Origin of the sequence: Enterobacter sp. BNK-13 (assembly GCF_048685015.1) — a bacterium.
GTDB lineage: Bacteria > Pseudomonadota > Gammaproteobacteria > Enterobacterales > Enterobacteriaceae > Enterobacter > Enterobacter quasiroggenkampii.
In genome coordinates this window covers 2,414,673-2,439,174 of sequence record NZ_JBLQTP010000001.1, presented here as the reverse complement: position 1 = coordinate 2,439,174, position 24,502 = coordinate 2,414,673, and the positions used below count along the sequence as shown (strand labels likewise).

The 24,502-nt window shown below is 57.5% G+C and carries 20 protein-coding genes; 10 read left to right on the top strand and 10 right to left on the bottom strand.

Features of this window, described 5'->3' with window-relative positions; all coding sequences use genetic code 11:
- Nucleotides 1-31 precede the first annotated feature (31 nt).
- Nucleotides 32-1,570: a Na(+)/H(+) antiporter NhaB gene (gene nhaB, locus ACMGGQ_RS11765; RefSeq protein WP_045908245.1), complete on the bottom strand. Its 1,539-nt coding sequence runs from the start codon at nt 1,568-1,570 to the stop codon at nt 32-34.
- A 201-nt stretch (nt 1,571-1,771) separates the two neighbouring features.
- On the opposite strand from nhaB, the gene fadR reads away from it, so the two are divergent.
- Nucleotides 1,772-2,491, top strand: a complete 720-nt coding sequence (gene fadR / locus ACMGGQ_RS11760; RefSeq protein WP_008500512.1) for a fatty acid metabolism transcriptional regulator FadR — start codon at nt 1,772-1,774, stop codon at nt 2,489-2,491.
- 108 nt (nt 2,492-2,599) lie between these two features.
- On the opposite strand, the gene ACMGGQ_RS11755 is transcribed toward fadR, so the two are convergent.
- Nucleotides 2,600-4,132, bottom strand: coding sequence for a SpoVR family protein (locus ACMGGQ_RS11755; RefSeq protein WP_023293929.1), 1,533 nt, complete (start codon nt 4,130-4,132; stop codon nt 2,600-2,602).
- A gap of 321 nt (nt 4,133-4,453) precedes the next feature.
- On the opposite strand from ACMGGQ_RS11755, the gene ACMGGQ_RS11750 reads away from it, so the two are divergent.
- The gene (locus tag ACMGGQ_RS11750) at nt 4,454-5,752 is read left to right on the top strand and encodes a D-amino acid dehydrogenase (RefSeq protein ID WP_420290073.1); all 1,299 of its coding nucleotides are present in this window, start codon (nt 4,454-4,456) and stop codon (nt 5,750-5,752) included.
- 9 nt (nt 5,753-5,761) lie between these two features.
- Complete coding sequence (gene dadX, locus ACMGGQ_RS11745; RefSeq protein ID WP_008500515.1) at nt 5,762-6,832, top strand: catabolic alanine racemase DadX; 1,071 nt, start codon at nt 5,762-5,764, stop codon at nt 6,830-6,832.
- Between the two features lie 97 nt (nt 6,833-6,929).
- Here dadX and ACMGGQ_RS11740 read toward each other — a convergent pair whose 3' ends face one another.
- A complete protein-coding gene (locus ACMGGQ_RS11740) occupies nt 6,930-8,663 on the bottom strand; it encodes a potassium/proton antiporter (RefSeq protein ID WP_045908249.1) in 1,734 nt (577 codons plus the stop codon).
- 97 nt (nt 8,664-8,760) lie between these two features.
- Nucleotides 8,761-9,675: a muramoyltetrapeptide carboxypeptidase gene (gene ldcA / locus ACMGGQ_RS11735; RefSeq protein WP_420290072.1), complete on the bottom strand. Its 915-nt coding sequence runs from the start codon at nt 9,673-9,675 to the stop codon at nt 8,761-8,763.
- 106 nt (nt 9,676-9,781) lie between these two features.
- On the opposite strand from ldcA, the gene emtA reads away from it, so the two are divergent.
- Nucleotides 9,782-10,393 carry a membrane-bound lytic murein transglycosylase EmtA gene (gene emtA, locus ACMGGQ_RS11730; protein ID WP_024909815.1) on the top strand — a complete coding sequence of 204 codons (612 nt, stop codon included), beginning with the start codon at nt 9,782-9,784 and terminating at the stop codon, nt 10,391-10,393.
- A 38-nt stretch (nt 10,394-10,431) separates the two neighbouring features.
- Here emtA and ycgR read toward each other — a convergent pair whose 3' ends face one another.
- The gene (gene ycgR, locus ACMGGQ_RS11725) at nt 10,432-11,163 is read right to left on the bottom strand and encodes a flagellar brake protein YcgR (RefSeq protein ID WP_109845078.1); all 732 of its coding nucleotides are present in this window, start codon (nt 11,161-11,163) and stop codon (nt 10,432-10,434) included.
- A 208-nt stretch (nt 11,164-11,371) separates the two neighbouring features.
- On the opposite strand from ycgR, the gene ACMGGQ_RS11720 reads away from it, so the two are divergent.
- Both ACMGGQ_RS11720 and ACMGGQ_RS11715 read left to right on the top strand, forming a co-directional pair.
- On the top strand, nt 11,372-11,626 hold the full coding sequence (locus tag ACMGGQ_RS11720) for a GlsB/YeaQ/YmgE family stress response membrane protein (RefSeq protein ID WP_008502662.1): 255 nt from the start codon (nt 11,372-11,374) through the stop codon (nt 11,624-11,626).
- 112 nt (nt 11,627-11,738) lie between these two features.
- The gene (locus ACMGGQ_RS11715; RefSeq protein WP_420290071.1) at nt 11,739-13,841 is read left to right on the top strand and encodes a TonB-dependent siderophore receptor; all 2,103 of its coding nucleotides are present in this window, start codon (nt 11,739-11,741) and stop codon (nt 13,839-13,841) included.
- Between the two features lie 64 nt (nt 13,842-13,905).
- On the opposite strand, the gene ACMGGQ_RS11710 is transcribed toward ACMGGQ_RS11715, so the two are convergent.
- Nucleotides 13,906-15,591, bottom strand: coding sequence for an alpha,alpha-trehalase (locus ACMGGQ_RS11710; protein ID WP_420290070.1), 1,686 nt, complete (start codon nt 15,589-15,591; stop codon nt 13,906-13,908).
- 425 nt (nt 15,592-16,016) lie between these two features.
- On the opposite strand from ACMGGQ_RS11710, the gene ACMGGQ_RS11705 reads away from it, so the two are divergent.
- Nucleotides 16,017-17,354, top strand: coding sequence for a carbohydrate porin (locus ACMGGQ_RS11705; RefSeq protein ID WP_111966429.1), 1,338 nt, complete (start codon nt 16,017-16,019; stop codon nt 17,352-17,354).
- A gap of 13 nt (nt 17,355-17,367) precedes the next feature.
- On the opposite strand, the gene ACMGGQ_RS11700 is transcribed toward ACMGGQ_RS11705, so the two are convergent.
- Complete coding sequence (locus tag ACMGGQ_RS11700) at nt 17,368-18,324, bottom strand: cupin domain-containing protein (RefSeq protein ID WP_420290069.1); 957 nt, start codon at nt 18,322-18,324, stop codon at nt 17,368-17,370.
- 115 nt (nt 18,325-18,439) lie between these two features.
- Here ACMGGQ_RS11700 and ACMGGQ_RS11695 point away from each other — a divergent pair, with 115 nt between their 5' ends.
- A complete protein-coding gene (locus ACMGGQ_RS11695) occupies nt 18,440-19,627 on the top strand; it encodes an MFS transporter (protein ID WP_032675011.1) in 1,188 nt (395 codons plus the stop codon).
- Between the two features lie 41 nt (nt 19,628-19,668).
- On the opposite strand, the gene gap is transcribed toward ACMGGQ_RS11695, so the two are convergent.
- Both gap and ACMGGQ_RS11685 read right to left on the bottom strand, forming a co-directional pair.
- On the bottom strand, nt 19,669-20,679 hold the full coding sequence (gap, locus tag ACMGGQ_RS11690) for a type I glyceraldehyde-3-phosphate dehydrogenase (RefSeq protein WP_048223692.1): 1,011 nt from the start codon (nt 20,677-20,679) through the stop codon (nt 19,669-19,671).
- A 79-nt stretch (nt 20,680-20,758) separates the two neighbouring features.
- Nucleotides 20,759-21,739, bottom strand: coding sequence for a GlxA family transcriptional regulator (locus ACMGGQ_RS11685; RefSeq protein ID WP_126533697.1), 981 nt, complete (start codon nt 21,737-21,739; stop codon nt 20,759-20,761).
- Between the two features lie 149 nt (nt 21,740-21,888).
- On the opposite strand from ACMGGQ_RS11685, the gene ACMGGQ_RS11680 reads away from it, so the two are divergent.
- Nucleotides 21,889-22,860: a fatty acid desaturase gene (locus ACMGGQ_RS11680; RefSeq protein WP_420290068.1), complete on the top strand. Its 972-nt coding sequence runs from the start codon at nt 21,889-21,891 to the stop codon at nt 22,858-22,860.
- Nucleotides 22,853-23,611 carry a phosphate/phosphite/phosphonate ABC transporter substrate-binding protein gene (locus tag ACMGGQ_RS11675; RefSeq protein ID WP_234083793.1) on the top strand — a complete coding sequence of 253 codons (759 nt, stop codon included), beginning with the start codon at nt 22,853-22,855 and terminating at the stop codon, nt 23,609-23,611. The genes ACMGGQ_RS11680 and ACMGGQ_RS11675 overlap by 8 nt, the downstream gene beginning before the upstream one ends.
- Here ACMGGQ_RS11675 and ACMGGQ_RS11670 read toward each other — a convergent pair.
- Complete coding sequence (locus ACMGGQ_RS11670) at nt 23,590-24,486, bottom strand: LysR family transcriptional regulator (protein WP_420290067.1); 897 nt, start codon at nt 24,484-24,486, stop codon at nt 23,590-23,592. The two genes, ACMGGQ_RS11675 and ACMGGQ_RS11670, sit on opposite strands and share 22 nt — an antisense overlap.
- Nucleotides 24,487-24,502 lie beyond the last annotated feature (16 nt).

The window sequence follows — 24,502 nt, the reverse complement described above, 5'->3', positions numbered from 1 at the left end:
AACGGGCAGCGAACTGCCCGAGTTGCAGTATTTACTGCGCCGCAAGTATACCCGCTTGTATCAACCATTGCGTACAGGGAATGAGGGTAATTTTGACGCAAAGCAATCCCACGATCGTGAGCACCAGCGTGTAGGGCAGCGCCATCCACACCATCCGGCCATAAGAAAGACGTATGAGGGGGGCGAGGGCGGAGGTCAGCAGGAACAGGAAGGCGGCCTGTCCGTTTGGCGTCGCCACCGACGGCAGGTTGGTACCGGTGTTGATCGCCACGGCCAGCAGCTCAAACTGTCCGGCGCTAATCACGCCTTGCTCCATGGCCGCTTTGGCCTCGTTGATGTAGACCGTCCCGACAAAGACGTTATCTGAGATCGATGAGAGCAGGCCATTAAACAGGTAAAACAGCGACAGTTGAGCATCCGGCGACGCCTTTAAGACAAAGGCAATAATCGGCGCGAACAGATGCTGGTCGATAATCACCGCCACGACCGCAAAGAAGACCGCCAGCAGGGCGGTAAACGGCAGGGCTTCGGTAAAGGCTTTGCCGATGGCATGCTCATCCGTTACGCCGGTAAAGGTGGTGGCGAGAATAATGACCGACAGGCCAATCAGCCCCACTTCAGCCAGATGGAACGCCAGCGCGGCGATCAGCCAGACGCCGATGATCCCCTGAGCAATCAGGCGCAGCGTCTCCTGGCGCGTCCGCTGGCGTCGACTCTGCAGATCAAATTTATGCAGCTCCTGGCGCACCGGCTCCGGAAGTTGTGCTCCGTACCCAAAGAGGCGAAACTTCTCCACCAGCAGACAGGTCGCCAGACCGCAGATCAGCACCGGCACGCTCACCGGCGCCATTCTCAGGAAGAAATCACCGAAGTGCCAGCCCGCCGCTTTGGCAATGATCAGGTTTTGCGGCTCGCCCACCATCGTCATCACGCCCCCCAGAGCGGTACCGACGCCGGCATGCATCATCAGGCTGCGCAGGAAGGCGCGAAACTGCTCCAGTACCTCACGGTTATGCGCATCGACGTGGCTGTCATCCTGCAAATCCTCGCCCGGACGAGAGGAGGCCACGCGGTGATAAATACCGTAAAACCCCACCGCTACGCTTATCACTACCGCGACCACCGTCAGCGCGTCCAGGAAGGCCGACAGGAAGGCAGCCGCAAGGCAAAATGCCAGCGAGAGGAACATTTTCGACGGAATGCTGAGCAGCAGGCGCGTGAAGATAAACAGCAGCAGCTGTTTCATAAAGTAGATGCCCGCCACCATAAACATCAGCAGCAGAAGCACTTCAAGATTGGATGCCAGCTCGGCCTTGACGTGCTCAGCGCGGGTCATGCCGATGACGACGGCCTCAAACGCCAGCAGTCCGCCCGGCAGAAGGGGATAACATTTCAGCGCCATCGCCAGGGTGAAGATAAATTCCGCCACCAACAGCCACCCGGCCATAAACGGGTTCACGCTAAAGAGGAGGGGGTTTACGACCAGGAACACCAGAAGTATAAGTTTGTACCAGTCAGGAGACTGGCCTAAAAAATTGCGCCACAGCGCGCGCCCAAATGAAATTTCCACGACAGACGTCCTTCCCCGTCAAGTAAGACAAAACATCAGTATACGCAAAAATCGCGGGCCGGAGGCGGATAACGCTGCAGTGTAAATTTCACAAAAATGAAACGGCGATCCCTCTTTTCTCTCTTTGCCGCGCTACCTGCCACTGCGTGCCTCTGGTATGATGAGTCCAATTTGCTAAAGCTGTGTAATGGAAATCTCACTATGGTCATTAAGGCGCAGAGCCCGGCGGGTTTCGCGGAAGAGTACATCATTGAAAGCATCTGGAATAATCGTTTCCCTGCGGGGTCCATTCTTCCGGCTGAACGCGAACTCTCTGAACTGATTGGCGTCACTCGCACCACGCTGCGTGAAGTGCTTCAGCGACTGGCGCGCGATGGCTGGTTGACGATCCAGCACGGCAAGCCAACAAAAGTGAACAACTTCTGGGAAACCTCCGGGCTGAACATTCTTGAAACGCTGGCGCGTCTCGATCATGAAAGCGTGCCGCAGCTCATTGATAATCTGCTCTCCGTTCGCACCAACATCGCGACGATCTTCATTCGTACGGCTTTCCGTCAGCATCCGGAAGATGCGCTTGCGGTACTGGCCAGTGCCAACGAAGTGGAAGATCACGCCGACGCGTTTGCCACCCTCGATTACAACGTCTTCCGTGGGCTGGCGTTTGCCTCCGGCAACCCGGTGTACGGTCTGATCCTCAACGGCATGAAAGGGCTCTACACCCGCATTGGTCGCCACTACTTTGCCAATCCAGAAGCCCGCAGCCTGGCGCTGGGCTTCTACCATAAGCTGAGCAAGCTGTGCTCTGAAGGCCTGCACGATCAGGTTTATGAGACGGTGCGCCGCTACGGTCACGATTCCGGTGAAATCTGGCACCGTATGCAGAAAACGCTGCCGGGCGATTTGGCTATTCAGAGCCGCTGAAATAAAAAACCTCTCGTATGAGAGGTTTTTTTCGCCCGGTGGCGCTTCGCTTACCGGGCCTACAAAAACCGTAGGCCGGGTAAGGCGAAGCCGCCACCCGGCAAAAAACTACAGCGTATTCAACCGCGCCGGGCAGCGTTCCAGCAGCTCAACGCTCCCGTCTTCATTCTGCTGCTCAAGCTGCACGTCAAAGCCCCACAGGCGATGCACATGCTTCAGCACCTCTTTACGCCCTTTATCCAGCGGCGCGCGATTGTGCGGGATATAGCGCAGCGTCAGGGAGCGGTCACCGCGTAAATCCACGTTCCAGACCTGAATATTCGGTTCAAGGTTGCTCAGGTTGTACTGGGAAGAGAGGCGAGAGCGGATCTCACGGTATCCCTCCTCGTTGTGGATTGCGGAGATCTCCAGATAGTTGTTGCGGTCATCGTCCAGCACGGTGAAGAAGCGGAAGTCACGCATGATCTTCGGCGACATAAACTGGCTGATGAAGCTCTCATCCTTAAAGTCGCGCATCGCAAAGTGCAGCGTTTCCAGCCAGTCAGATCCTGCGATATCCGGGAACCAGTACTTGTCTTCTTCCGTCGGCGACTGGCAGATACGCTTGATGTCCTGGAACATGGCAAAGCCAAGCGCATACGGGTTAATGCCGCTGTACCACGGGCTGTTGTAGGGCGGCTGGAACACCACGTTGGTATGGCTGTGGAGAAATTCCATCATGAACCGCTCGGTCACTTTCCCCTCGTCATACAGGTGGTTGAGAATGGTGTAGTGCCAGAATGTCGCCCAGCCTTCGTTCATCACCTGCGTCTGCTTTTGCGGATAGAAATACTGGCTGACCTTGCGCACGATACGCAGGATCTCACGCTGCCACGGCTCCAGCAGCGGGGCGTTCTTCTCCATAAAATAGAGCAGGTTTTCCTGCGGCTCGGACGGATAGCGACGCGCTTCGGCGATCGTTTTTTCCTCCTCACGCTTCGGCAGGGTGCGCCACAGCATGTTCACCTGGCTCTGGAGATACTCTTCGCGGCTTTTCTGCCGCGCTTTCTCCTCCTGCAGGGAGATTTTCTGCGGACGTTTATAGCGGTCTACGCCGTAGTTCATCAGTGCGTGGCAGGAGTCGAGCAGTTTTTCCACTTCGTCCACGCCGTAGCGCTCTTCGCAGTCGGTAATGTATTTACGGGCGAAGATCAGGTAATCGACGATGGAGCTGGCATCCGTCCAGCTGCGGAACAGATAGTTATTCTTGAAAAAAGAGTTATGCCCGTAGCAGGCGTGCGCCATCACCAGCGCCTGCATGGTAATGGTGTTCTCTTCCATTAAATAGGCGATACACGGATTGGAGTTGATGACGATTTCATACGCCAGACCCTGCTGGCCGTGCTTATACAGCCGCTCCGTTTCAATAAATTTCTTACCAAACGACCAGTGCGGATAGTTGATCGGCATCCCGACGCTGGAGTAGGCGTCCATCATCTGTTCGGACGTAATGACTTCAATCTGATGGGGGTAGGTATCCAGGCGATACAGTTTTGCGACCCGGTCGATCTCGGCGAGGTAAACATCCAGCAGCTCGAAGGTCCAGTCGGGTCCATCGCTCAGACGTGTGTTGTCCTTGTTCAGGGAATCAATAGTAGCCATTAGCGCGCCCTCGTTGTGGGTGCTCTCTCTGTCTGGAGAGCCTCCTTTCAAGCATAGATCAACGTGTTAAAAAGCGTGCTGAGGCAGAAATTTTTTCTTTGCGATTTCGCGTTTTTGATACGGCAAAAAAAGGGCGTCCCTCAGCATATTATGCTGGTTAAAAATAACGCGCAGCAGGAGATCCCAAATTAGCACTATCCCCTGATGCTGGGGGATGTGTGAGGTAAGTCACCATAAAAAAGTCGTATGTTGAATAATATTTTCAACTAGGTTATCAATCTGTAATTAGAAGATTGTTCTTTTGCACATAATGGAGTGGCTATGCGTGTTGTCATACTGGGAAGTGGTGTCGTTGGGGTAACCAGCGCCTGGTATTTAAGTCAGGCGGGACATGACGTCACCGTTATCGATCGTGAGTCAGGCCCTGCGCTGGAAACCAGCGCGGCGAACGCCGGGCAAATCTCTCCCGGCTATGCGGCACCGTGGGCAGCGCCGGGCGTTCCGCTGAAGGCGATTAAATGGATGTTCCAGCGCCACGCGCCGCTGGCCATCAGCCTTGACGGCACGCAGTTCCAGCTGAAGTGGATGTGGCAGATGCTGCGCAACTGCGACACCCGCCACTACATGGAGAATAAAGGGCGCATGGTGCGCCTGGCGGAATACAGCCGCGACTGCCTGAAAACGCTGCGCGCGTCGACGGGGATTGAGTATGAAGGCCGTCAGGGCGGAACGCTGCAGCTGTTCCGCACGGCGCAGCAGTACGAAAATGCCACCCGCGATATCGCCGTGCTGGAAGATGCCGGCGTACCGTACCAGCTGCTGGAAGCCAGCCAGCTTGGTCAGGTTGAACCGGCGCTGGCGGAAGTGGCGCATAAGCTGACGGGCGGCCTGCGCCTGCCGAACGACGAAACCGGCGACTGCCAGCTCTTTACGCAGCGTCTGGCGCAGATGTGCGAGCAGGCGGGGGTGAAGTTCCGCTTTAACACCGCTGTCGACAAGCTGCTGTCGGAAGGGGAAAAAATTTACGGCGTGAAGTGTGGCGAAGAGGTGATCAAAGCGGATGCTTACGTCATGGCGTTTGGCTCGTACTCCACCGCCATGCTGAAGGGCATTCTCGATATTCCGGTCTACCCGCTAAAAGGCTACTCGCTGACCATTCCGGTAAAAGAGGAGAGCGGCGCACCGGTTTCTACCATTCTGGATGAAACCTACAAAATCGCCATTACCCGCTTCGATAACCGCATCCGCGTAGGCGGCATGGCGGAGATCGTCGGCTTCAATACCGAGCTGCTGAAACCGCGTCGTGAAACGCTGGAGATGGTGGTAGGGGATCTCTTCCCGCGCGGTGGCTTTGTCGAGCAGGCGACGTTCTGGACCGGCTTGCGTCCAATGACGCCGGACGGTACGCCGATTGTGGGGCGTACGCCGTTCAAAAACCTGTGGACCAATACCGGACACGGCACGCTTGGCTGGACGATGGCCTGTGGCTCCGGCCAGCTGCTGAGTGACCTGATTTCCGGACGCACGCCAGCCATTCCGTTTGACGATTTAAGCGCCGCGCGCTATCAATCGGGGTTTACGCCGTCGCGTCCACAGCACCTGCACGGCGCGCATAACTAAGGAGTTGTCATGTCCCGTCCTGTTCTGGCTCAGCTGAACCTGCAGGCCCTGAAGGATAACCTGCAGATTGTTCGCCGGGCGGCACCTGGCGCACGCGTGTGGTCGGTCGTGAAAGCGAATGCCTACGGCCACGGCATTGACCGTATCTGGAGCGCGCTGAGCGCCACCGATGGCTTTGCGTTACTTAATCTGGAAGAGGCTATTCTGCTGCGCGAGCGCGGCTGGAAAGGGCCCATACTGCTGCTCGAGGGCTTCTTCCACGCCGACGATCTGCCGCTGCTGGATAAGTACCGGCTGACCACCAGCGTTCACAGCAACTGGCAGATCAAAGCGATTCAGGATGCGAAGCTCCATGCTCCGCTGGATATCTATCTCAAGGTGAACAGCGGCATGAACCGCCTGGGCTTCCAGCCTGAGCGGGTGCATACGGTCTGGCAGCAGCTGCGTGCGCTGAAGAACGTAGGTGAAATGACGCTGATGGCGCACTTTGCCGACGCGGAAAAACCGGACGGCATTGCCGATGCCATGGTCCGCATTGAGCAGGCGGCAGAAGGGCTGGACTGCCCGCGCTCGCTGTCCAACTCGGCGGCCACGCTCTGGCATCCCGAGGCGCACTACAACTGGGTGCGTCCGGGGATCGTTCTGTACGGCGCGTCGCCCTCGGGCCAGTGGCAGGATATCGCCAACAGCGGACTGAAGCCTGTAATGACCCTGCGCAGCGAAATCATTGGTGTGCAAACCCTGAAGGCTGGCGACACGGTGGGCTACGGTAGCCGCTATCGAGCAAAGGGCGAGCAGCGGATTGGTATCGTGGCGGGCGGCTATGCCGACGGCTACCCACGCATTGCGCCGACCGGCACGCCTGTGTGGGTCGATGGGGTCCGCACGGGAACGGTGGGTACCGTATCAATGGATATGCTGGCCGTTGACCTGACGCCATGCCCGCAGGCGGGTATCGGTTCGCCGGTTGAGCTGTGGGGTAACGAAATCAAAATTGATGACGTGGCGGCCGCGGCGGGCACGGTGGGGTATGAACTGATGTGCGCTCTGGCACCAAGGGTGCCGGTTGTGACGGTGTAACAAATGTTTGTGTCGGGTGGCGGCTTCGCCTTACCCGACCTACAAAACCCTCGAGTGTAGGCCGGGTAAGCGTTAGCGCCACCCGGCAAAAAAACCGCTACTCCGCTTCCTCTTCCATCGGCCTCAAACCGACTTTCCTCACAGCGTTATCTTCTTTCTCTGCTACCGTCCAGATCATCCCGGCAAACTCGACCTGATCGCCCACGACCGGGGCAGCGCCAAGCCGCTGCTGGATGATTTCGCCCAGCGTTTGCTGGCTATCTCCGTCTTCAGCACCTTCATCCAGGCCGTAAATCAGCGCCACATCGGCAAACCTGGCGCTGGCTTCCAGAATGAAATCGCCGAAGAAACGCTGGTCCAGCGCCACCGGAGGCGACTGGCTGAACAGCTTGCCCAGTGCGGGCAGGTCGCGCTCGCGGCCAATCACGCAGAGAATGTCCCCTTCGCGCAGGCGGGTGCTGCCGGTAGGGTGCAGCAGAACATTGTCGCGGAACAGGGCGGCAATGCGCGTTTCGGCCGGCATGTGCAAATCGCGCAGCGAAGCCCCCACGCACCATTTGTCGGCGCTTAGCTGATAAACGAACTGTTCCCACGGGTTTTCCGGATGAATGTCGAGCCCCACGCGGGAAACCGGCCAGCCCACGGGAGGCACCACCACTTTGGCTTTTTTCGCCGCCCACCCGAGGGACGTTCCCTGGAACAGCAGCGAAATCAGCACCACGAAGAACGCCACGTTAAAGAACAGTCGGGCGTTATCCAGACCCGCCATCATCGGGAAGACGGCAAGGATAATCGGCACCGCGCCGCGCAGGCCCACCCAACTGATGAATATCCGCTCGCGCAGGTTGAAGCCGCGAAACGGCAGCAGGCCTGCAAATACCGACAGCGGACGGGCGAAGAAGATCATCCACGCGGACAGCAGCAGCGCCGGAACCGCGATGGGCAGCAGGTCTGAGGGGGTGACCAGAAGCCCCAGCACCAGGAACATGCCGATCTGCGCCAGCCAGGCCAGACCGTCGAAGTTCTGCAAAATGGCATGCCGGTTGCGAATAGGGCGGTTGCCCATCAGGAACCCGCAGAGGTAGACGGCGAGAATGCCGCTGCCGTCCAGCGCCGTGGTAACGGCAAAAATGAGGATGCCGCCGCTCAGCGCCAGCAGAGGGTAAAGCCCCAACGGCAGCGATATGCGGTTGATTGTCTGCTGAAGCAGATAGCCTCCCGCCAGGCCGATGACAATCCCCAGGCCAAACTGCTGCAGGATATGCCACGCAAACGTCCAGCTCAGCCCGCTTTCGTGCTGCTGAATCATCTCGATAAGCGTAATGGTGAGAAACACCGCCATCGGGTCGTTACTGCCGGATTCAATCTCAAGCGTGGAGCCAACGCGTTCGTTGAGCCCTTTTCCACCAAGCAGAGAAAATACCGCTGCCGCATCGGTTGAGCCGACAATCGCGCCAATCAGCAAACCTTCCATGATATTGAGATGGAAAAGCCACGCGGCCATCATTCCGGTGAGGCCGGAGGTTATCAACACGCCAACCGTGGCGAGCGACAGCGCGGGCCCTAAGGCCACGCGGAAGGAGCTCGCCTGGGTGCGCATGCCGCCGTCCAGCAGGATCACCGCCAGCGCCAGGTTACTCACCATGTAGGCGAAAGGATAGTTATCGAATGGGATACCGCCAATGCCATCAATGCCGGCCAGCATGCCGATGGCGAGGAAAATAACAAGAATAGGTATGCCGAGACGCGATGAAAATGAACTTAATAAAATACTGCTGGTTACAAGGACCGAACCCAAAATGAAAAGGCTGATTATCGCTGCGGCATCCAATGTTCTCTTACTCCCACCTCAATGTTAACGCTGTTACTAAAACCCTAACATATTAACGACGGCAACAGCGTTTTATTAAGGGGGTATAACGGCTTTTTTATGCCTTTATGACAGGATGACCGCTGATGGTCAGCCGGGAGCCAGAATCATTATGGATCAGGGAGGCGTGCGCCCCCAGCGCCAGGGTGACGGTTCGCTGCTCATGGCCGAAATCCAGACCGGCGATCACCGGAATATCCAGCCGCGAGCGAATGAACTCAATCATGGTTTCCAGGGAGTAACCCGCGTCATAGTCATTCGGGGCAGAGCCGCTGAAGCTGCCCAGCACGATCGCGGACTGGCGCTCAAGAATACCGGCATGATAGAGCTGCAACAGCATGCGCTCGACGCGGAACGGATGTTCGTTGATATCTTCCAGCACCAGAATGCCGTCCTCGATGTGCGGCATCCACGGCGTGCCGATAAGCGAAACCAGCATCGCCAGGTTGCCGCCCCAGAGCTGGCCTTCACATTCCCAGTGCGGTCCAAAGCCCTGCCACTCCACGCTGTAGGTGGGATTGCGCAGCGCGCGCCAGAAGTGTTCCACGGTGAATGCATTCAGCTCCGGGGCGCCGAAGTTACCGGCCAGCATCGGGCCGCTGAAGGTGATAACGTTATGCAGCGCCAGCAGCCCAAGCTGGATGACGGTGAAATCACTGTGGCCGCATATCAGCAGCGGATCCTGCTGCTGGCGCTGCGCCAGGCCCTGCCAGTCAATGCTCTCCAGCAGCCTGCTCGCGCCATATCCGCCGCGCACCGCCAGCACTATGCTATTTTCACCCTTCAGGTTAACCAGGCTGTTGATATCATTCAGCCGCTGCGCTTCGGTACCGGCAAAACGCTGCTGGCGGCGGGGGATAATCGTCTGATTTTCTACCTGGTGGCCCGACTCCAGCAAACGCTGAACGCCCCGCTGCGCGGCGTCCTGGTTAATGCAGTAGCCCGACGGCGCGATGAGATGAAACTGAGACATGGCAATTCCTTGCTGAATGAGAAACTAATTGTCTATATCATGCCGCTTATACGCCGCCTGCTTCAAGAGCGGCGCACCGCGATGACCGGCTATAAGGATAGATGACGTGAAATTGAGATGGTTTGCTTTTTTGATTGTGTTGCTCGCTGGCTGTAGTTCAAAACATGATTATCAAAACCCGCCCTGGAACCCGGAAGTACCGGTGAAGCGCGCGATGCAGTGGATGCCGATCAGTGAACAAGCCGGGAAAGCCTGGGGCGTCAGTCCGCGTCTCATCACGGCGATCATTGCGGTGGAGTCCGGCGGTAATCCCACGCTTGTCAGCAAATCCAACGCGGTGGGGCTGATGCAGCTTAAAGCGTCAACGGCGGGGAAAGAAGTTTACCGCTATATGGGCTGGAGCGGTCAGCCGTCGACCAGCGAGTTGAAGAATCCGGAACGCAACATTTCAATGGGCACGGCCTATCTGAGCATCATGGAGCACGGCGTGCTGAAGGGCATTAAGGATCCGGAGGTGATGCAGTACGCGCTGGTGGTCTCTTACGTTAACGGTGCCGGCGCGTTGCTGAGAACCTTCTCCTCTGACCGCAAAGAGGCGATAGAAGAGATTAACGGCATGGACAAAGACGAATTCTTTGAGCATGTGGCGAAAAATCACCCGGCACCACAGGCGCCTCGTTATATCTGGAAAGTACAGAAAGCGATGGATGCCATGTAATGCCGCAGACGGGCGGCGGTCACGCTGCCCGATGTTCCTTACAGAACTTTATTTGCGCGTTCCCGCGCCTCGCGCTCCAGGGAGTAGATAATGCGCTGCAGCTCGCGCTCAGCGCCGGGCCCGACATTCAGGAAACGGAAGCTCAGACGCGGCGTGGTGATGGTTTCATTTTTGCTGTCCACGACGGTGCGGTCGCTGATGGCAATCAGCTGTGCATCGAAATAAAAGCGCCCCCAGCCCCCCATATCCAGCTCGATTTGCGTGAAACGCATGCCCTCTACCAGTCCGTCAGGCTTCGGCGTATCCATCAGCGCGCCCATACCGCCCAGCGACAGATCGAAGAGACGGAAGCGAATCTCTTTTTTGTCCGGCATTTTGGCCTTGCAGAAGTAGGCAGGGTGAAGCGGGGCGCTGATGCGGAAATATTCACGACGCTGGACAAACCAAAGATTAGTGGGAAGCGGGGTCACAAAGGCCGGCAGCCCCTGGTATTCGCTCAGTTCCAGTCGCGACAGGACAAACTCCACTTTGGCGCCCTGCGTTTCGGCCATCACGGCGATATTCTCCGCCTTCAGCGCCGCGCGGTTTTCATACTCCTGGCTGCCTAAATCAATCACCAGCCGCTCCTGCGAGGCGTCAAGGATCTTACTGATGAACTGATTATTCGACCAGCTGATGCGCAGCGGCACTTCACCTTTTTGCAGGTCGCGTAATACCCCTAATACAGCCAGCGGATTTTGCTTGAGGAACTGCTCACTGTAATGACTCACGCCGGATGGCTCCTTGATAGATGACAGACTGTCTTAGCGTTATCGGCAATCTGCAATGAAACTTAATACAAACCGGTGAGTTTTTTTTGCCTGTTTAGGCAAAGATAAGTCGGTGACAAGAAAATGATTTTCCGGCGATGACCTATACTTACGTTAGCTGTGCAGATGGTTTTCTGCACATGCGTTAAACCTGCAAGAGGGCATCGCTATGGGTATCATCGCCTGGATTATCTTTGGTCTTATTGCTGGCGCTATCGCGAAATTGATCATGCCGGGAAACGATGGCGGCGGCTTTATTTTGACCTGTGTACTCGGGGTCGTTGGTGCGGTTGTGGGCGGCTGGCTGGCGACGATGTTTGGCTTCGGAGGCAACATAAGTGGTTTTGACCTGCACAGTTTTCTGGTCGCTGTCGTGGGCGCCATTGTGGTGCTGGGCATATTCAGGTTACTGCGACGAGCATAACATGACGTAAACGGCTCTCTGCGGAGGGCCGTTTTTTTGCCTGCGTATTGATTTGTTAATCTAAATGATAATAATTGTCGTTCCGTATCGCATCTAACAACAAGACGACATTATGACTCCTTCACGTTTTACGCTATGCGCCCTGGCAGGCGCCGTCTCGCTCGCACTGCACGTTCCGGCAATCGCTGAAGAATCCACTATCGTCGTCACCGGCGCAGAGCAGGGCAGCGCGCTGCCGACCTGGACGAACAGCGCCACGAAATCGGCCGTTGCTGAAAGTAAAACACCGCAGGTCATCACGACCGTTTCTGCTCCGGAAATTGACAAGCGCCATGCGAATTCCGTGAATGAAATCCTGCGCTATGCGCCAGGGGTCTCAACCGAGGTGCGGGGAAATACCTCCTACATGAGCGAATATAAAATTCGTGGCTTTACCGTCGACCAGGAGTTCTACAACGGGCTGCAGCTGCCCTATAACGTCACCGGCAATACCAAAGCCCGCATCGATCCGCTGTTGATTGACAGCGTTGATATCCTGAAAGGCCCCTCATCGGTTCTCTACGGCGGCGGCTCGCCGGGCGGGCTGGTGAATATCCAGAGTAAAAAGCCACAGCGAGAAGCGCGAACTGAATTCGGATTTAACACCGGCAACCGCAACCTGAAAGAGGGCTATCTCGACTCAACCGGGCAGATCGCCGATAGCGACTGGAACTATCGCCTGCTGGGTAAAGCGACGGAAAATGACGATCAGCCGCACACCACCCGGTATGAAAACTACCTGGTTGCCCCGTCCGTCACCTGGCAACCCGACAGCAAAACCCGCCTGACTCTGGATGCGCTGGCGCAGAACTCCCCGAGCCTGACGCCGTCGAACCCGCTGCCGCTCGCCTACCTGCGCTCGAAATACGCGGGCAAGCGCGACTATGCCGGTGATGAGTGGAACGGATTTAAGCAGCGCCAGTGGATGCTGGGCTACAGCTTTGAACATGCGTTCGACAGCGGCTGGGGCTTTAACCAGAAGGCGCGCTATTTCGACGTCGATACGCATCAGCGCAGCGTCTATGCGACGGGCACGGGAAGCGAGGTCTATCAGCTCAACCGCTTTGCCTACACCACCGATGAAGATCTGCAGAGCTTCAACATCGATAACCAGGTGACGAAAACCGTGGCGCTGGGCGACTGGCAACACCATCTGCTGGCCGGGTTTGACTATCAGAAGCTGAATTCCCATTTCCACTACCGTTACGCGTCGGCCACGCCGGGCATGGATATGCGCAACCCTGACTATTCGCAGATCGGCGAAAGCGCGCTGGGCCTGTATACCGCCCAGAAAAACCGTCTGAGCTATCAGCAGAACGGCTACTACCTGCAGGATCAGGTGGAGTGGGGGGGCTTAAATCTGCTGGGCAGCCTGCGCTACGACGATTATCGCTCCGTCACCACCAATTATCTGCAAAACGGTGATAAGGACTGGGTCTCTCAGGATCGCGTCACCAAACGCCTGGGCGCGCTTTACGCTTTTGATAATGGTCTGTCACCGTTTATCAGCTATTCCGAAGGCTTTGCACCGGTGTCGCCGAAGGGAACGCTCGCGGCGAAAGACGTCAAACCGACCACCAGCAAGCAGGTGGAGGGCGGCGTGAAATATCTGCTGGCCGATTACGCCACTACCTTTACCGCCTCGGTATTCAACATCCGTCAGAAAAATGTCGTCACCTCCGATCCGGGCTTCCTGAACTATCGTCAGACCGGGGAAGTGGAATCCAAAGGGGCTGAGCTGTCTGCCATCAGCCGCCCGACGGACAACCTGACGCTGATTGCGAACTATGCCTACACCCACGCGATCAATACGGAAGATGATAAGTACAAAGGGAAACGTCCAACGCAGGTGCCGGAGAATGCCTTCAATCTCTGGGGGGATTACACCTTTGAGAACACGCCGCTGAAAGGGCTGATGCTGGGGGCGGGGGCGCGCTATACCGGCCCGATGGAAATCTCACCGGCTAACGATGCGGGTAAGCTGGGCGGTACCACCCAGTACGATCTGGCGGCATCCTACCGGATGGGCGAAATCCTGCCTTCGCTGGCAGGGCTGACGCTTAAGGCCAGTGCGCAGAACATCACCAACAAAGAGACGCTGACCTGCTACGATGCGACCAACTGCTGGATTGGGCGCGACAGAACGTATCAGTTAGGGGCGAGTTACAGTTTCTAAGCAAAGCCCTGTGAGTTTAAAAAGTAGGCCGGGTAAGGCGTAGCCGCCACCCGGCAATACTCACTTACTGCGCCGTCGCCTTCACCGGCGCCCCCTCATCATTCGCGGCAGGCCGATTCTCCGGCACGCTGTCGCACGGTTTCTCTTTCGGGCAGACCCGATCCAGCATCTTCAGCGTCACCCCGTTGCTCCAGCCGAAGCCGTCCTGCAGCGGATACTCGCCGCCGCCGCCGCCCGTACCGGTTGTCGACACGTCGTATTTCTCGACCAGTTTCTTTTCCCGGTCATAAGTATGCTGAACGTTTTTCAGGAAGCGCCAGGTCACATCCATCGAGACCTTCTCTTGCCCGTAATTCTGCAACCCTTCCGCCGCCACCCATTGCAGCGGGGCCCAGCCGTTTGGTGCATCCCATTGCTGACCGCTGTTGACGGTGGTGGTCGCTATTCCGCCCGGCTGCAGCAGACGTGAGGAGGTTGCAGCAGCGACTTTATCGGCACGATCCTGCGCCGCCGCCTTCACGTAAAGCGGGAACAGGGCCGCAGCCGTGAGCTGATTGCGTACCTTCTTACTCTTCAGATCGTAATCGGCGTACCAGCCCTCTTTATCATTCCACAGGTGGCTCTCGATGGCTTTCTGGCGCGCGGTGGCCAGCGCCTCATACTTGTTTGCGCTGGCGGCATCGCCGCTTTCCTGGCTTGCCCGGGCCAGCAGTTTTTCCATCTTGAACATCAGAGCATTCAGGTCCACGGGCACAATGCTGGTGGTCCGGATGGTGCCGAGTTTTTGCGGATCGTCCATCCAGCGGGAGCTAAAGTCCCATCCCGAGGCCGCGGCGGAACGCAAATCACGGTAGATCTCGGTTGCCGGTCGGTTAGGGTTACTTTTCGCGGTATTCACATCGTCAAGCCAGGACTCCGGGCGCGGGGTGTCGCGATCGTCCCAGTAGCGGTTGAGGATCGCGCCGTCATCCAGTTTCACCACGCGTTTGCTGGCCTGGCCCGGCTGCAGGGCATCGACGCCGTCCATCCAGTAGGCATACTCTTTCTCCATCTGCGGACGATATTTCTTCAGCGCGTCGCTGTCATGGGTCGCCAGCAGTTCAACCATCAGTGAGAAAAACGGCGGCTGGGAGCGGCTCAGGTAATAGCTGCGGTTGCCGTTGGGAATGTGGCCGAAGGTGTCGATCTCATACGCAAAGTTATCCACCATGTCGCTGATTTTGTCCCAATGATCGCTCTCAGCCAGGCCCAGCATGGTGAAATAGCTGTCCCAGTAGTAGACTTCGCGGAAACGACCGCCGGGCACAACGTAAGGCTTCGGTAACGGCAGGAGGGAATCCCATTTGTTGCTGGCTTTATCGGTGGTGCGCGTCAGTACGGGCCAGAGATCGTCAATGTGCTCACGTAACGATTGCCCCGCCGGTGGAACATACTTTTCTCCCTCTTCGGGCAGGGTGAAATTCATCTCGACAAAATGGCGCAGGTCAAAGCTGGACTGCGCGTGCTGCATCCTGTAATCCGCCAGAATCATCAGCGGGTCACTTTTGGGGACTGCATCCGCAAAGGTTTTTTGATCGGGAAACAGTTTAGCGCTTTGCACATCATTGAAGAGGGGCCCCAGTAAAATATCGGGCGGGGTTGTCTGAGCCGCAGGCTGTTCGTTGGCATAGCCAAACGTTGCGACACCGAGCAGCGCGCCTCCCAGCGCGAGATGTAAACAAGCGGGGCGCAATGTACGAGGTTTTATCATCTTTTCGTCTCCTGTCTTTACCGGGCAGCGTGACCGCTGTTGTCAATCACCTGAAAACCTTAGACGAATATTGCCCGCTTCGCGTGTTGAATATCCCATTTTGCGCAGAACCAGACAAATTACCGCGTTCTCAGGCAGGCTGCAGGACGTTTGATAATTTGTTGTGGGAATGAAACCGGTCTAATTATTATCTTAAATAATTATATTTGTATTTTATATAATTAACGTCGGGCAAGTCGATGAAATAATAATGTGAGGCGGGTTGTGTTTCTCTCGTTAATAATAAAGGAATTATTCTGCCCGGTTCACACAAGTTAAAATTCGTAATTCAGTTATCAAAAAACATAATAGCGTTCCTGACTGTATTTGTACGAAATGGCGAAACTCAATCATTGGGTATTTCTTTTTTAATCAGGACGGAATCTATGAAATTAAAGAAAATGGTCATATTGACAGGTGCGCTCTATTCCGGGGCGCTTTTAGCCGCCCAGTCCTCAGCAAGCGTGGAGGAAAAGCTGGCGCAGCTGGAAGCGCAAATCGAAGTGCTTAAGCAGCAACAGGCGGCGGTACAGCAGGCAGCGACGGTCACCGTGCAGTCAGAGGAGCCGGTCAACAACGAGGCGCCGCCGAAACTGACGCTGTCAGGTTTTGGCGATATTAAATTTTATGGTGACGTTGAGCTTAATATGGATGCTGCCAGTAAAACGGGTAGCCTGACGTCTGTTAAGCAAAGCGCTAATAACGACTGGGCACCCGGGGATAAAGAACGCTGGGATATTAATGGCCGTATTCTGCTGGGTTTTGATGGTTATCGTAAAATGAATAACGGAAATTATGCCGGATTCTCCGTTCAGCCGCTCGGCGATCTTGCTGGGCAAATGTATCTGGATGACGCCGTATTTTTCTTCGGTTCTGAAAAAGACTGGGAAATTAAGGTTGGTCGCTTCGAAGCGTATGATATGTTTCCGCTCAATCAGGATACCTTTGTGGAATACTCGGGCAATACGGCAGACGACCTTTACAGCGACGGCTACGGCTATATCTATATGCTGAAAGAGGGGCGTGGCCGAACCGACAGCGGCGGTAACTTCCTGGTGAGCAAAACGCTGGACAATTGGTATTTCGAACTGAATACCCTGTTTAAGGACGGCAGCGATCTGTACGTCGACCAGCGTTATCACGGCGCGGAGCTTGAGAACGATAAAAACGTCGCCTACGTGCGCCCGGTTGTCTCATGGCAGAGCGGACCGTTTTCAACCGCGTTCGCTATGGAGACCAACCTGGTAAACAACGCTTACGGCTATCGTGACGATGCCGGGCGCTGGGTCGATCAGTCAGACCGGACCGGCTACGGGTTTACTATGACCTGGGACGGACTTAAAACCGATCCGGAAAACGGGGTGGTCATGAACTTCAACACGGCTTACCTGGACGCCACGGGCGAAACCGACTTTACCTCAGGCATCAATGCCCTTTGGCGTAATTTTGAGCTGGGCTATATCTATGCTCATAACGAAATCGACGAGTTTAATACCTCAACCTTTGACGCCGAGTGTGAAAACGACTGCTGGATCAGCGACCCGGGCGAGTACGACATTCATACCATCCATACGTCGTACCTCATTCCGAACGTCATGAAGATGAAGAACTTCAACATCTATCTGGGCGCGTATGCGTCCTGGGTCAACGCCTCTCCAAAAGAGGGTGACAATAAAAACGACGATCGCTACGGCGGACGCGTACGCTTTAAATACTATTTCTGATGCCGTACGCCAGTCAGGCTTCTTCCGGAGTCTGGCTGGCTTCCCGCAGCGTGCCCGGCGCATGGCCAATGATGCGCTTAAATGCCCGGCTAAAAGCCGCAAGCGATCCGTAACCCAGCCGCAGCGCGACGGTTTCGATCGGCTGGTTTTCATAACGAATATACTGAATGGCCAGCCGCATTCTCAGCTCGCTGAGATATTTTGCCGGGGTCGTTCCCGTCGCCGCGAGAAACCGTTCTGCGAAAACGGATCGGGATGTCCCGGCTTCTTTTGCCAGATCGGCGACGCTCCAGTTCAGGCCTGGCTGCTGGTGCATAGCGTAAATGGCCCGGCTCAGGCGCGGGTCGCGCAGCACCTGCACCCAGCCGGTGGCTTTGCCACAGCCGCCTTCAACCCAGCCCCGCACAATTAACGCCGCCACCACATCGGCCAGCCGCGCAAGGATCCCGGCATACCCGGCCTGACGCGCCGCGGATTCCCGCTCCATTGCCGCCAGCAGCGGATGAATTTCCGGCCAGGTGGACATCAGCCGGCTGACCATCATCACTTCCGGCATCGCCTTGATCAGCGGCTGCATGCCGCCCAGCTCAAAATCCATGCATCCGCTAAAGATAAGGGTGTTCTCGCTCTCCGGGCAGGGCTCGCAGGTGATAGCACAGACCGAGCTGCAGATAGGCTCGCTCGGAAAGGCGTTGACAGGGGTAAGGGTGGCCTGTTCGTCAGAGAGCAGGGCATGAGAATTTCCGCCGGGAATAAAGAGGGCGTCGCCACCGCTCAGTTCGAACGTTGCACCGCTCTCCATGCGCAACAGGGCGCTACCGTGGCTCACAAAATGAAACTGCGCCCTGCCGGGAGCCTGATGAAACGCGACGCCAAATGGCGCGCTGGCTTCAATCCGCCGGTATTTCACGCCTGACAGGCGCATGCCGCGTAAAAGTTCGCTGATCAAATCGGGTGACTGTACGGTCATGGCGCAACTCCGGACGAATAATCAATAAGTGGAGATTATATGTCATAGATCGTCCAGGGTGAACCTTCTATTCTTTTGCGACACTAGTCACATTTTTATAACGGGAGATCAACAGATGAGTTCATGTGTCGCGGCGAGCGAGGCGGTAGCGCCAGCAAAACCCGCCTGGCGGGCCGTCTATTCACTGGGGCTGGGGGTATTTGGTTTGATTACGGCCGAATTTCTGCCCGCCAGCTTGTTAACCCCCATGGCCGCGAGCCTGGGCGTTACCGAGGGGATGGCTGGACAAGCTGTCACCGCCACCGCGCTGGTGGCGCTGGTCACCGGATTGCTGATCACCCCGGCAACCAAGAGTATCGACCGTCGTTGGGTTCTGATGTTTTTCTCGGTGCTGCAAATTATCTCCAGCCTGCTGGTGGCCTTTGCGCCCAATTTGCACGTCCTGCTAATGGGGCGCCTGCTTCTGGGGATAGCGATCGGGGGATTCTGGGCGATGTCGACGGCCACGACGATGCGCCTGGTTCCGGCAGATAAAGTGCCGAAAGCGCTGGCGGTGATCTTCTCCAGCGTATCGATTGCCACGGTAGTCGCGGCGCCGCTGGGCAGCTATCTGGGCAGCCTGATCGGCTGGCGCAACGTCTTTGTGCTCTGCATTCTGCCGAGCATGCTGGCGCTGCTGTGGCAGCTCTGGGTGCTGCCGTCCATGAAGCCGGAGAGCAGCGGTAGCCTGAGTACGCTGTTCCGCGTGCTGCGCCGTCCGGGGATGATCGGCGGCATGCTGGCAACCATCCTGATCTTCAGCGGCCATTTCGCTTTCTTTACCTACCTGCGTCCGTTCCTGGAGACGGTAGGCCAGGCGAGCGTGGAGACCATTTCACTGATCCTGCTGGGTTTTGGTATCGCCAACTTTGTGGGCACCTCCGTGGCCGGGCATCTGCTGGCACGTAATCTGCGCCTGACGCTGGCGCTGGTGCCGTTTGCGATGGGCGTTCTCGCGCTCATGATGGTCGCCTTTGGTCATCTGGCCATGCTGGACGGGCTGCTGGTTGCGCTGTGGGGCTTCGCATTTGGCCTGGTTCCGGTGGGCTGGTCCACCTGGCTTGCGACCACTGTTCCGGATGAAGCCGAAAGTGCAGGGGGGCTGCTGGTGGCCTCAATCCAGCTGGCGATAAGCGCCGGTGCGGCCGGAGGTGGGGCAGTGTTTGATCTTAACGGCGCCAGCGGCGTGTTCGCGGGCAGCGGTTTCCTGCTGGTGACGGCGATGGTAATTGTCTTTATGGGTGTGAAAGTGAAAGCGGAGTGATTTTTTAGCCGGGTGAGCGTTCGCGCCACCCGGCCTCAGGCTTACAGCCCTTTCTTATCCATCAGCACCGCCAGATCCACCAGGCGGTTAGAGAAGCCCCACTCGTTGTCATACCACGCCAGGATCTTCACCATGTTTCCGCCAATGACCAGCGTGGAAAGCCCGTCGATAATTGACGAGCGCGGGTCGCCCTGGTAATCGCTGGACACCAGCGGTTCATCGCTATAACCCAGGATATCTTTCAGGGGGCCGCTGGCGGCCGCGTTGCGGAACGCGTCATTCACTTCTTCGGCGGTCACGTTGCGGCTCAGCGTCACGGTTAAATCGACAATCGATACCACCGGCACCGGCACGCGCAGGGAGTACCCGGTCAGCTTGCCGTCCAGGGAGGGAATCACTTTCCCCAGCGCTTTCGCCGCGCCGCTGGAGTAGGGCACAATCGACAGCGCCGCCGCGCGTGCACCGCGCAGATCTTTTTCCGGCTGATCGTGCAGCGCCTGGCTGTTGGTGTAGGCGTGCGTCGTGTTCATCAGGCCATGCTCAATCCCGAACTGCTGGTGCAGCACCTGAGCGGCCGGTGCCAGACCGTTGGTGGTGCAGCTCCCGTTGCTCACCACCGCGTGCCGGTCGGGATCGTACTGATCATGGTTGACGCCCATCACAATCGTCAGGTCGTCGTTTTTCGCTGGAGCGGAAATGATGACGCGCTTAGCGCCGCCGTGGGTGATATGCACCGCCGCTTTCTCCCGTTCAGTGAAGAAGCCGGTGGCCTCAATCACCACGTCTACCCCGGCATCACGCCACGGGATATTCGCCGGATCGCGTTCGCTAAATACGGCGATCCGCTGGCCGTCTACCTGCAGCGCGCCGTCAGCCGCTTCAACCGGCGCGGGCAGCTTGCCCAGAAGGGAATCATGTTTCAGCAGATGGGCGAGGGTTTTACTGTCTGTCAGATCGTTGATGGCCACAATCTGAAGCGCCGGGTTGCCCAGCGCCGCGCGCAGGACATTACGTCCGATACGGCCGAAACCGTTAATACCGACCTTAACCATGGTGCACTCCTTATCTTCTGTTGTCTGGAGTCACTGTAGGCGTCGGGCCGGTTGGCGTAAACGACAAAAAAGGATCAGATTACGCCATCTTGCGGCAATGAAAGCGCTGGCGGTATTCGCCGGGCGTGAGGTGAAGCTGTTTCTCAAAGATGCGGCGCAAGTTAATGCTGGTGCCAAAGCCGCTTTGCTCAGCAACGCGTTCAAGGGGATCGCGGGTCTGTTCAAGCAGCTGGCGGGCGGCGGCCAGACGCGCTTCGGTCACGTAGCGGGCAGGCGAGACCCCGGCCTCGCGGGTAAACACGCGGGTGAAGTTACGCGGGCTCATCGCCGCTTTCTCGGCCAGGTTCTCCACGCACAGATCGGCGGTGAGGTTCTGCAGGATCCAGCTTTGCACCTCGCCTATTGGCCCTGCTGTGCCGGGCTGCTGCAGGCTGTAGCGGCTGAACTGCAGCTGTCCGCCGGGACGTCGCAGATACATCACCATATCCTGCGCCACGTCGCGGGCGAGGGTAAATCCGAAGTCGTCCTCCACCAGCGCCAGGGTCAGGTCGAACCCGGAACTCACGCCGCCGGAGGTCCAGATGGGGCCGTCCTGAATGTAGAGTGGGCCGCCTTCAACCTGGATTGACGGGTACTGGGCTTGCATGGTCTCCAGCAGCCGCCAGTGGGTGGTGGCGCGACGACCGTCCAGCAAGCCGGTCTGGGCCAGCAGCATCGCGCCGCCGCAGATAGAGGCGATCCGCCGGGCGTGCGGCGCAGCGAGGTGCAGCCAGTCGACTACGGCTATGCTCTCCTGCTCGTTCATACCGCGTCCGGTGATGATAATGGTGTCCAGCGGTTCGCGCGGATCCAGCTCCGGAAGCCGATAGTCCGCCAGCAGGTTCAGACCGGACTGGCCGTGGATCACCTGGTGAGGCTGCGTGGTGGCGATGATAATCCGGTAGCGGGGCTGCGCAAGCCCTTCCGGATGTAGCCGGTTGGCCTGCATCAGAATGTCGGCGATACCGGCGGCTTCAAACAGCATGCCGCCGTCGGGAACGATAATCAGGATCTTCTTCATGTCCTGAAAAGTACCTTTAATACAGAATAAGTCAAGCGACGCGTGCGCTCTGTGTTTCTGGCAAAGCAAAGCGATTTAAATTCTTTGTTATTTCAGGCGTTATCCCCGATCTTCAGGGCTCTGTCTCTGGCGAAACGGCGTCTGAAGGAATGGGTAAACGAAGCTCCCTCTATTTACATCCACAACAACGCAATCAAATCCACCGCCTCGCGTCGGGTTTCTTGTGGCGAAGCGAACTGCCCACCTGGCTGTTAATGTTCACGATTTATGCGGGCTGGTTTGCCACGCTGGCGTTCTGGCAAACGCTCGGCCTGCTGCCCGCCACGCTGCTGCTCATCGGGTTTACCGCCTGGTATATGTCCCTGCAGCATGAGCTGATCCACGGGCATCCCACCCGTTTTGCCTGGCTTAACCAGCTGTTCGGCACGCTCCCGCTGGCGGTCTGGTACCCGTACGGCCTGTACCGGGATTCCCATCTGGCCCACCATCGGTACGATAGCCTGACCCATCCGGTGGATGACCCGGAGTCGTACTATTTTACCGAGGCAAGCTGGGCGCGCTTTCCCCCCTGGCAGAAGCGCCTGATCCGGGCCCGTAATACCTTTGCCGGGCGGCTTCTGCTGGCGCCGCTGCTGGATATCGTCCAGACGCTGGGCAGCGCCGGGGCGGCGTTTCGTCATTTTCACCTGCGGGCGATGACGATGTGGCTGGTTCACATTACGCTGCTGGCGGCACTCTTCACCTGGATGACGCACGTTGGTTTTTCACCCGTCTGGTTTGTGCTGGCGGTCAGTTATCCGGCGCTGGCGCTGACCAAGGTACGATCGTTTTTCGAACATCGTGCGGCGGACGATCCGCTGGCGCGCTCCGTCATTAACGAGGCCGGGCTGTTCTGGCGGATACTGTTTTTGAATCTCAACTATCATTCAGTACATCATGATCTACCGGGCGTGCCGTGGTACGGACTGAAGGCGATCTACCAGCAAAACCGGGAGGCGTACCGGGAGCGAAACCGCGGTTTTCTGGTCAGGGGCTACGGTGAATGGCTGCGCCGGTTCTGGTTCAGTCCCGTCGACGTCACCGTTCACCCCGGAAAGCAACAGGGAGAAGGGTATGAGTAACCTGCTGGCGTTTCCCATGTATGCGGTAGATCGCGCCGACACGCGCGCGCTCTGGCTGGCGGTAAAGGGGCTGCTGGCCGCACGCGGTGTGCCCGTCGATGATCTCCCCGACGGGCCGGAGTCCGATCTGCTCACGCACTGGCAACAGCCCGGGCTTATCCTCAGCCAGACCTGCGGTTACCCGCTGGTCACGCAGCTTCCGGACGTGCAGGTTGTCGGCTGTTTTCACTACGCGGCCCCGGGCTGCGAAGGGATCCAGTACCGCAGCTTTCTGGTGGTGCGCGAGGAGGATCGGCATCTCACGCTGGCGGATTTTCGCGGCCGACGAGCGGTCTGTAACTCTGCGGACTCGCAGTCCGGCTACAATGCGCTGCGAAAAAAAATAGCGCCTCTGGCGGCGGACGGTCCGTTTTTCGCGCAAACGTCCTTCAGTGGCAGCCATCGCCAGTCGCTGAAGGATGTCAAACGCGGAGCAGGGGATATCGCGGCCATCGACTGTGTCACCTGGGCACTGCTGCAGCGTCACGAACCGGAAGGTCTGACGGGGCTGGCGGTCATTGACCGTACCCCGCTGACGCCAGGGCTGCCGCTCATTACCTCGCCCCACACTTCGCCTGACACCCTGAACGCCCTTCGCGATGCGCTCCACGCGCTGGTGAGTTTGCCGGAACACCGGGCCGTTTGCGACGCGGTACTGATTGAGGGGTTTAGCGTCGTGACGCGTCAGGCCTACGCCTCATTGCTGGCGTGATAAATCTCCTGCGCGTCGGTAAAGCAGCGTAGCGCCAGCGAGGAGACCGGTTTTTGCCTGCGCATAATCAGGCCGACAGGGGCCTCAATGTTCGCATCGGCGATGGGGACAATCCTGAAATGGCTGTTCAGATCTTCCAGTCCGTTGTTCAGCGGCATCACGGCGCAGCATACGCCGCTTTGCACCGCCTGAATGATCTGGAACGTGGAGTCGCTCTCGAAAACGGACTTCGGTTCAATGCCAGCAGACTGAAAGCTGGCCTCCATATGCGCCCGGTAATGCATCCCTTTGGTCAGAAACCCCAGCGGAAAATCCGTCAGGTCGCGCCAGGTCAATTTCTCCTGGCCGAGCTGGAAATGGCGGACGTCGTGCAGCAGGCCCATCTTCGTTTTGGGAAGCTGGATAATATCGAACTGGCTGGTGTCGATGCTGTTGAGATAGCAAATCCCCAGCTCAAGCTGATTGCGGCTGACGCCATCGGCAATCTGCGCGGAGGACATGGAATAGAGGCTATAGGTCAGCTCCGGGTATTTTTGCGTCAGCAGGCGAATAAAGATCATCGGATCCACACTCGCCAGCGGCACCATCCCCAGACGGAGTTCTCCCACCACCTGGCCTTTGCACAGCGCGGCTTCCGCCTGTAGCCCGTCATGCGCGGCCAGCAGCGCGCGGGCCCATGCGAGGATGCGTTCACCCTCCGGCGTAAACCCTTCAAAGCGCTGCCCGCGCACAATCAGCACCAGCCCCAGCTCCTCTTCCAGGCTGCGGATGCGCATGGAGAGGGTCGGCTGGGTGATGTTGCACTGCGAGGCCGCCTTGCCAAAATGGCGGGTCTCGTCGAGCGCGATTAAATATTTTAACTGTTTAATATCCATCTTTTTCTCTGCGCGA

What these genes read in the sequence shown, in the direction of transcription:
- ACMGGQ_RS11695 (WP_032675011.1), top strand. Translation starts at nt 18,440, where the DNA reads ATGAGTTCATGTGTCGCGGCGAGCGAGGCGGTAGCGCCAGCAAAACCC.
- ACMGGQ_RS11755 (WP_023293929.1), bottom strand. Translation starts at nt 4,132, where the DNA reads ATGGCTACTATTGATTCCCTGAACAAGGACAACACACGTCTGAGCGAT.
- ACMGGQ_RS11700 (WP_420290069.1), bottom strand. Translation starts at nt 18,324, where the DNA reads ATGACCGTACAGTCACCCGATTTGATCAGCGAACTTTTACGCGGCATG.
- ldcA (WP_420290072.1), bottom strand. Translation starts at nt 9,675, where the DNA reads ATGTCTCAGTTTCATCTCATCGCGCCGTCGGGCTACTGCATTAACCAG.
- gap (WP_048223692.1), bottom strand. Translation starts at nt 20,679, where the DNA reads ATGGTTAAGGTCGGTATTAACGGTTTCGGCCGTATCGGACGTAATGTC.
- ACMGGQ_RS11675 (WP_234083793.1), top strand. Translation starts at nt 22,853, where the DNA reads ATGAGTAACCTGCTGGCGTTTCCCATGTATGCGGTAGATCGCGCCGAC.
- ACMGGQ_RS11710 (WP_420290070.1), bottom strand. Translation starts at nt 15,591, where the DNA reads ATGATAAAACCTCGTACATTGCGCCCCGCTTGTTTACATCTCGCGCTG.
- ACMGGQ_RS11750 (WP_420290073.1), top strand. Translation starts at nt 4,454, where the DNA reads ATGCGTGTTGTCATACTGGGAAGTGGTGTCGTTGGGGTAACCAGCGCC.
- dadX (WP_008500515.1), top strand. Translation starts at nt 5,762, where the DNA reads ATGTCCCGTCCTGTTCTGGCTCAGCTGAACCTGCAGGCCCTGAAGGAT.
- fadR (WP_008500512.1), top strand. Translation starts at nt 1,772, where the DNA reads ATGGTCATTAAGGCGCAGAGCCCGGCGGGTTTCGCGGAAGAGTACATC.
- ACMGGQ_RS11685 (WP_126533697.1), bottom strand. Translation starts at nt 21,739, where the DNA reads ATGAAGAAGATCCTGATTATCGTTCCCGACGGCGGCATGCTGTTTGAA.
- ACMGGQ_RS11715 (WP_420290071.1), top strand. Translation starts at nt 11,739, where the DNA reads ATGACTCCTTCACGTTTTACGCTATGCGCCCTGGCAGGCGCCGTCTCG.
- ACMGGQ_RS11720 (WP_008502662.1), top strand. Translation starts at nt 11,372, where the DNA reads ATGGGTATCATCGCCTGGATTATCTTTGGTCTTATTGCTGGCGCTATC.
- ACMGGQ_RS11705 (WP_111966429.1), top strand. Translation starts at nt 16,017, where the DNA reads ATGAAATTAAAGAAAATGGTCATATTGACAGGTGCGCTCTATTCCGGG.
- ACMGGQ_RS11680 (WP_420290068.1), top strand. Translation starts at nt 21,889, where the DNA reads ATGGGTAAACGAAGCTCCCTCTATTTACATCCACAACAACGCAATCAA.
- ACMGGQ_RS11670 (WP_420290067.1), bottom strand. Translation starts at nt 24,486, where the DNA reads ATGGATATTAAACAGTTAAAATATTTAATCGCGCTCGACGAGACCCGC.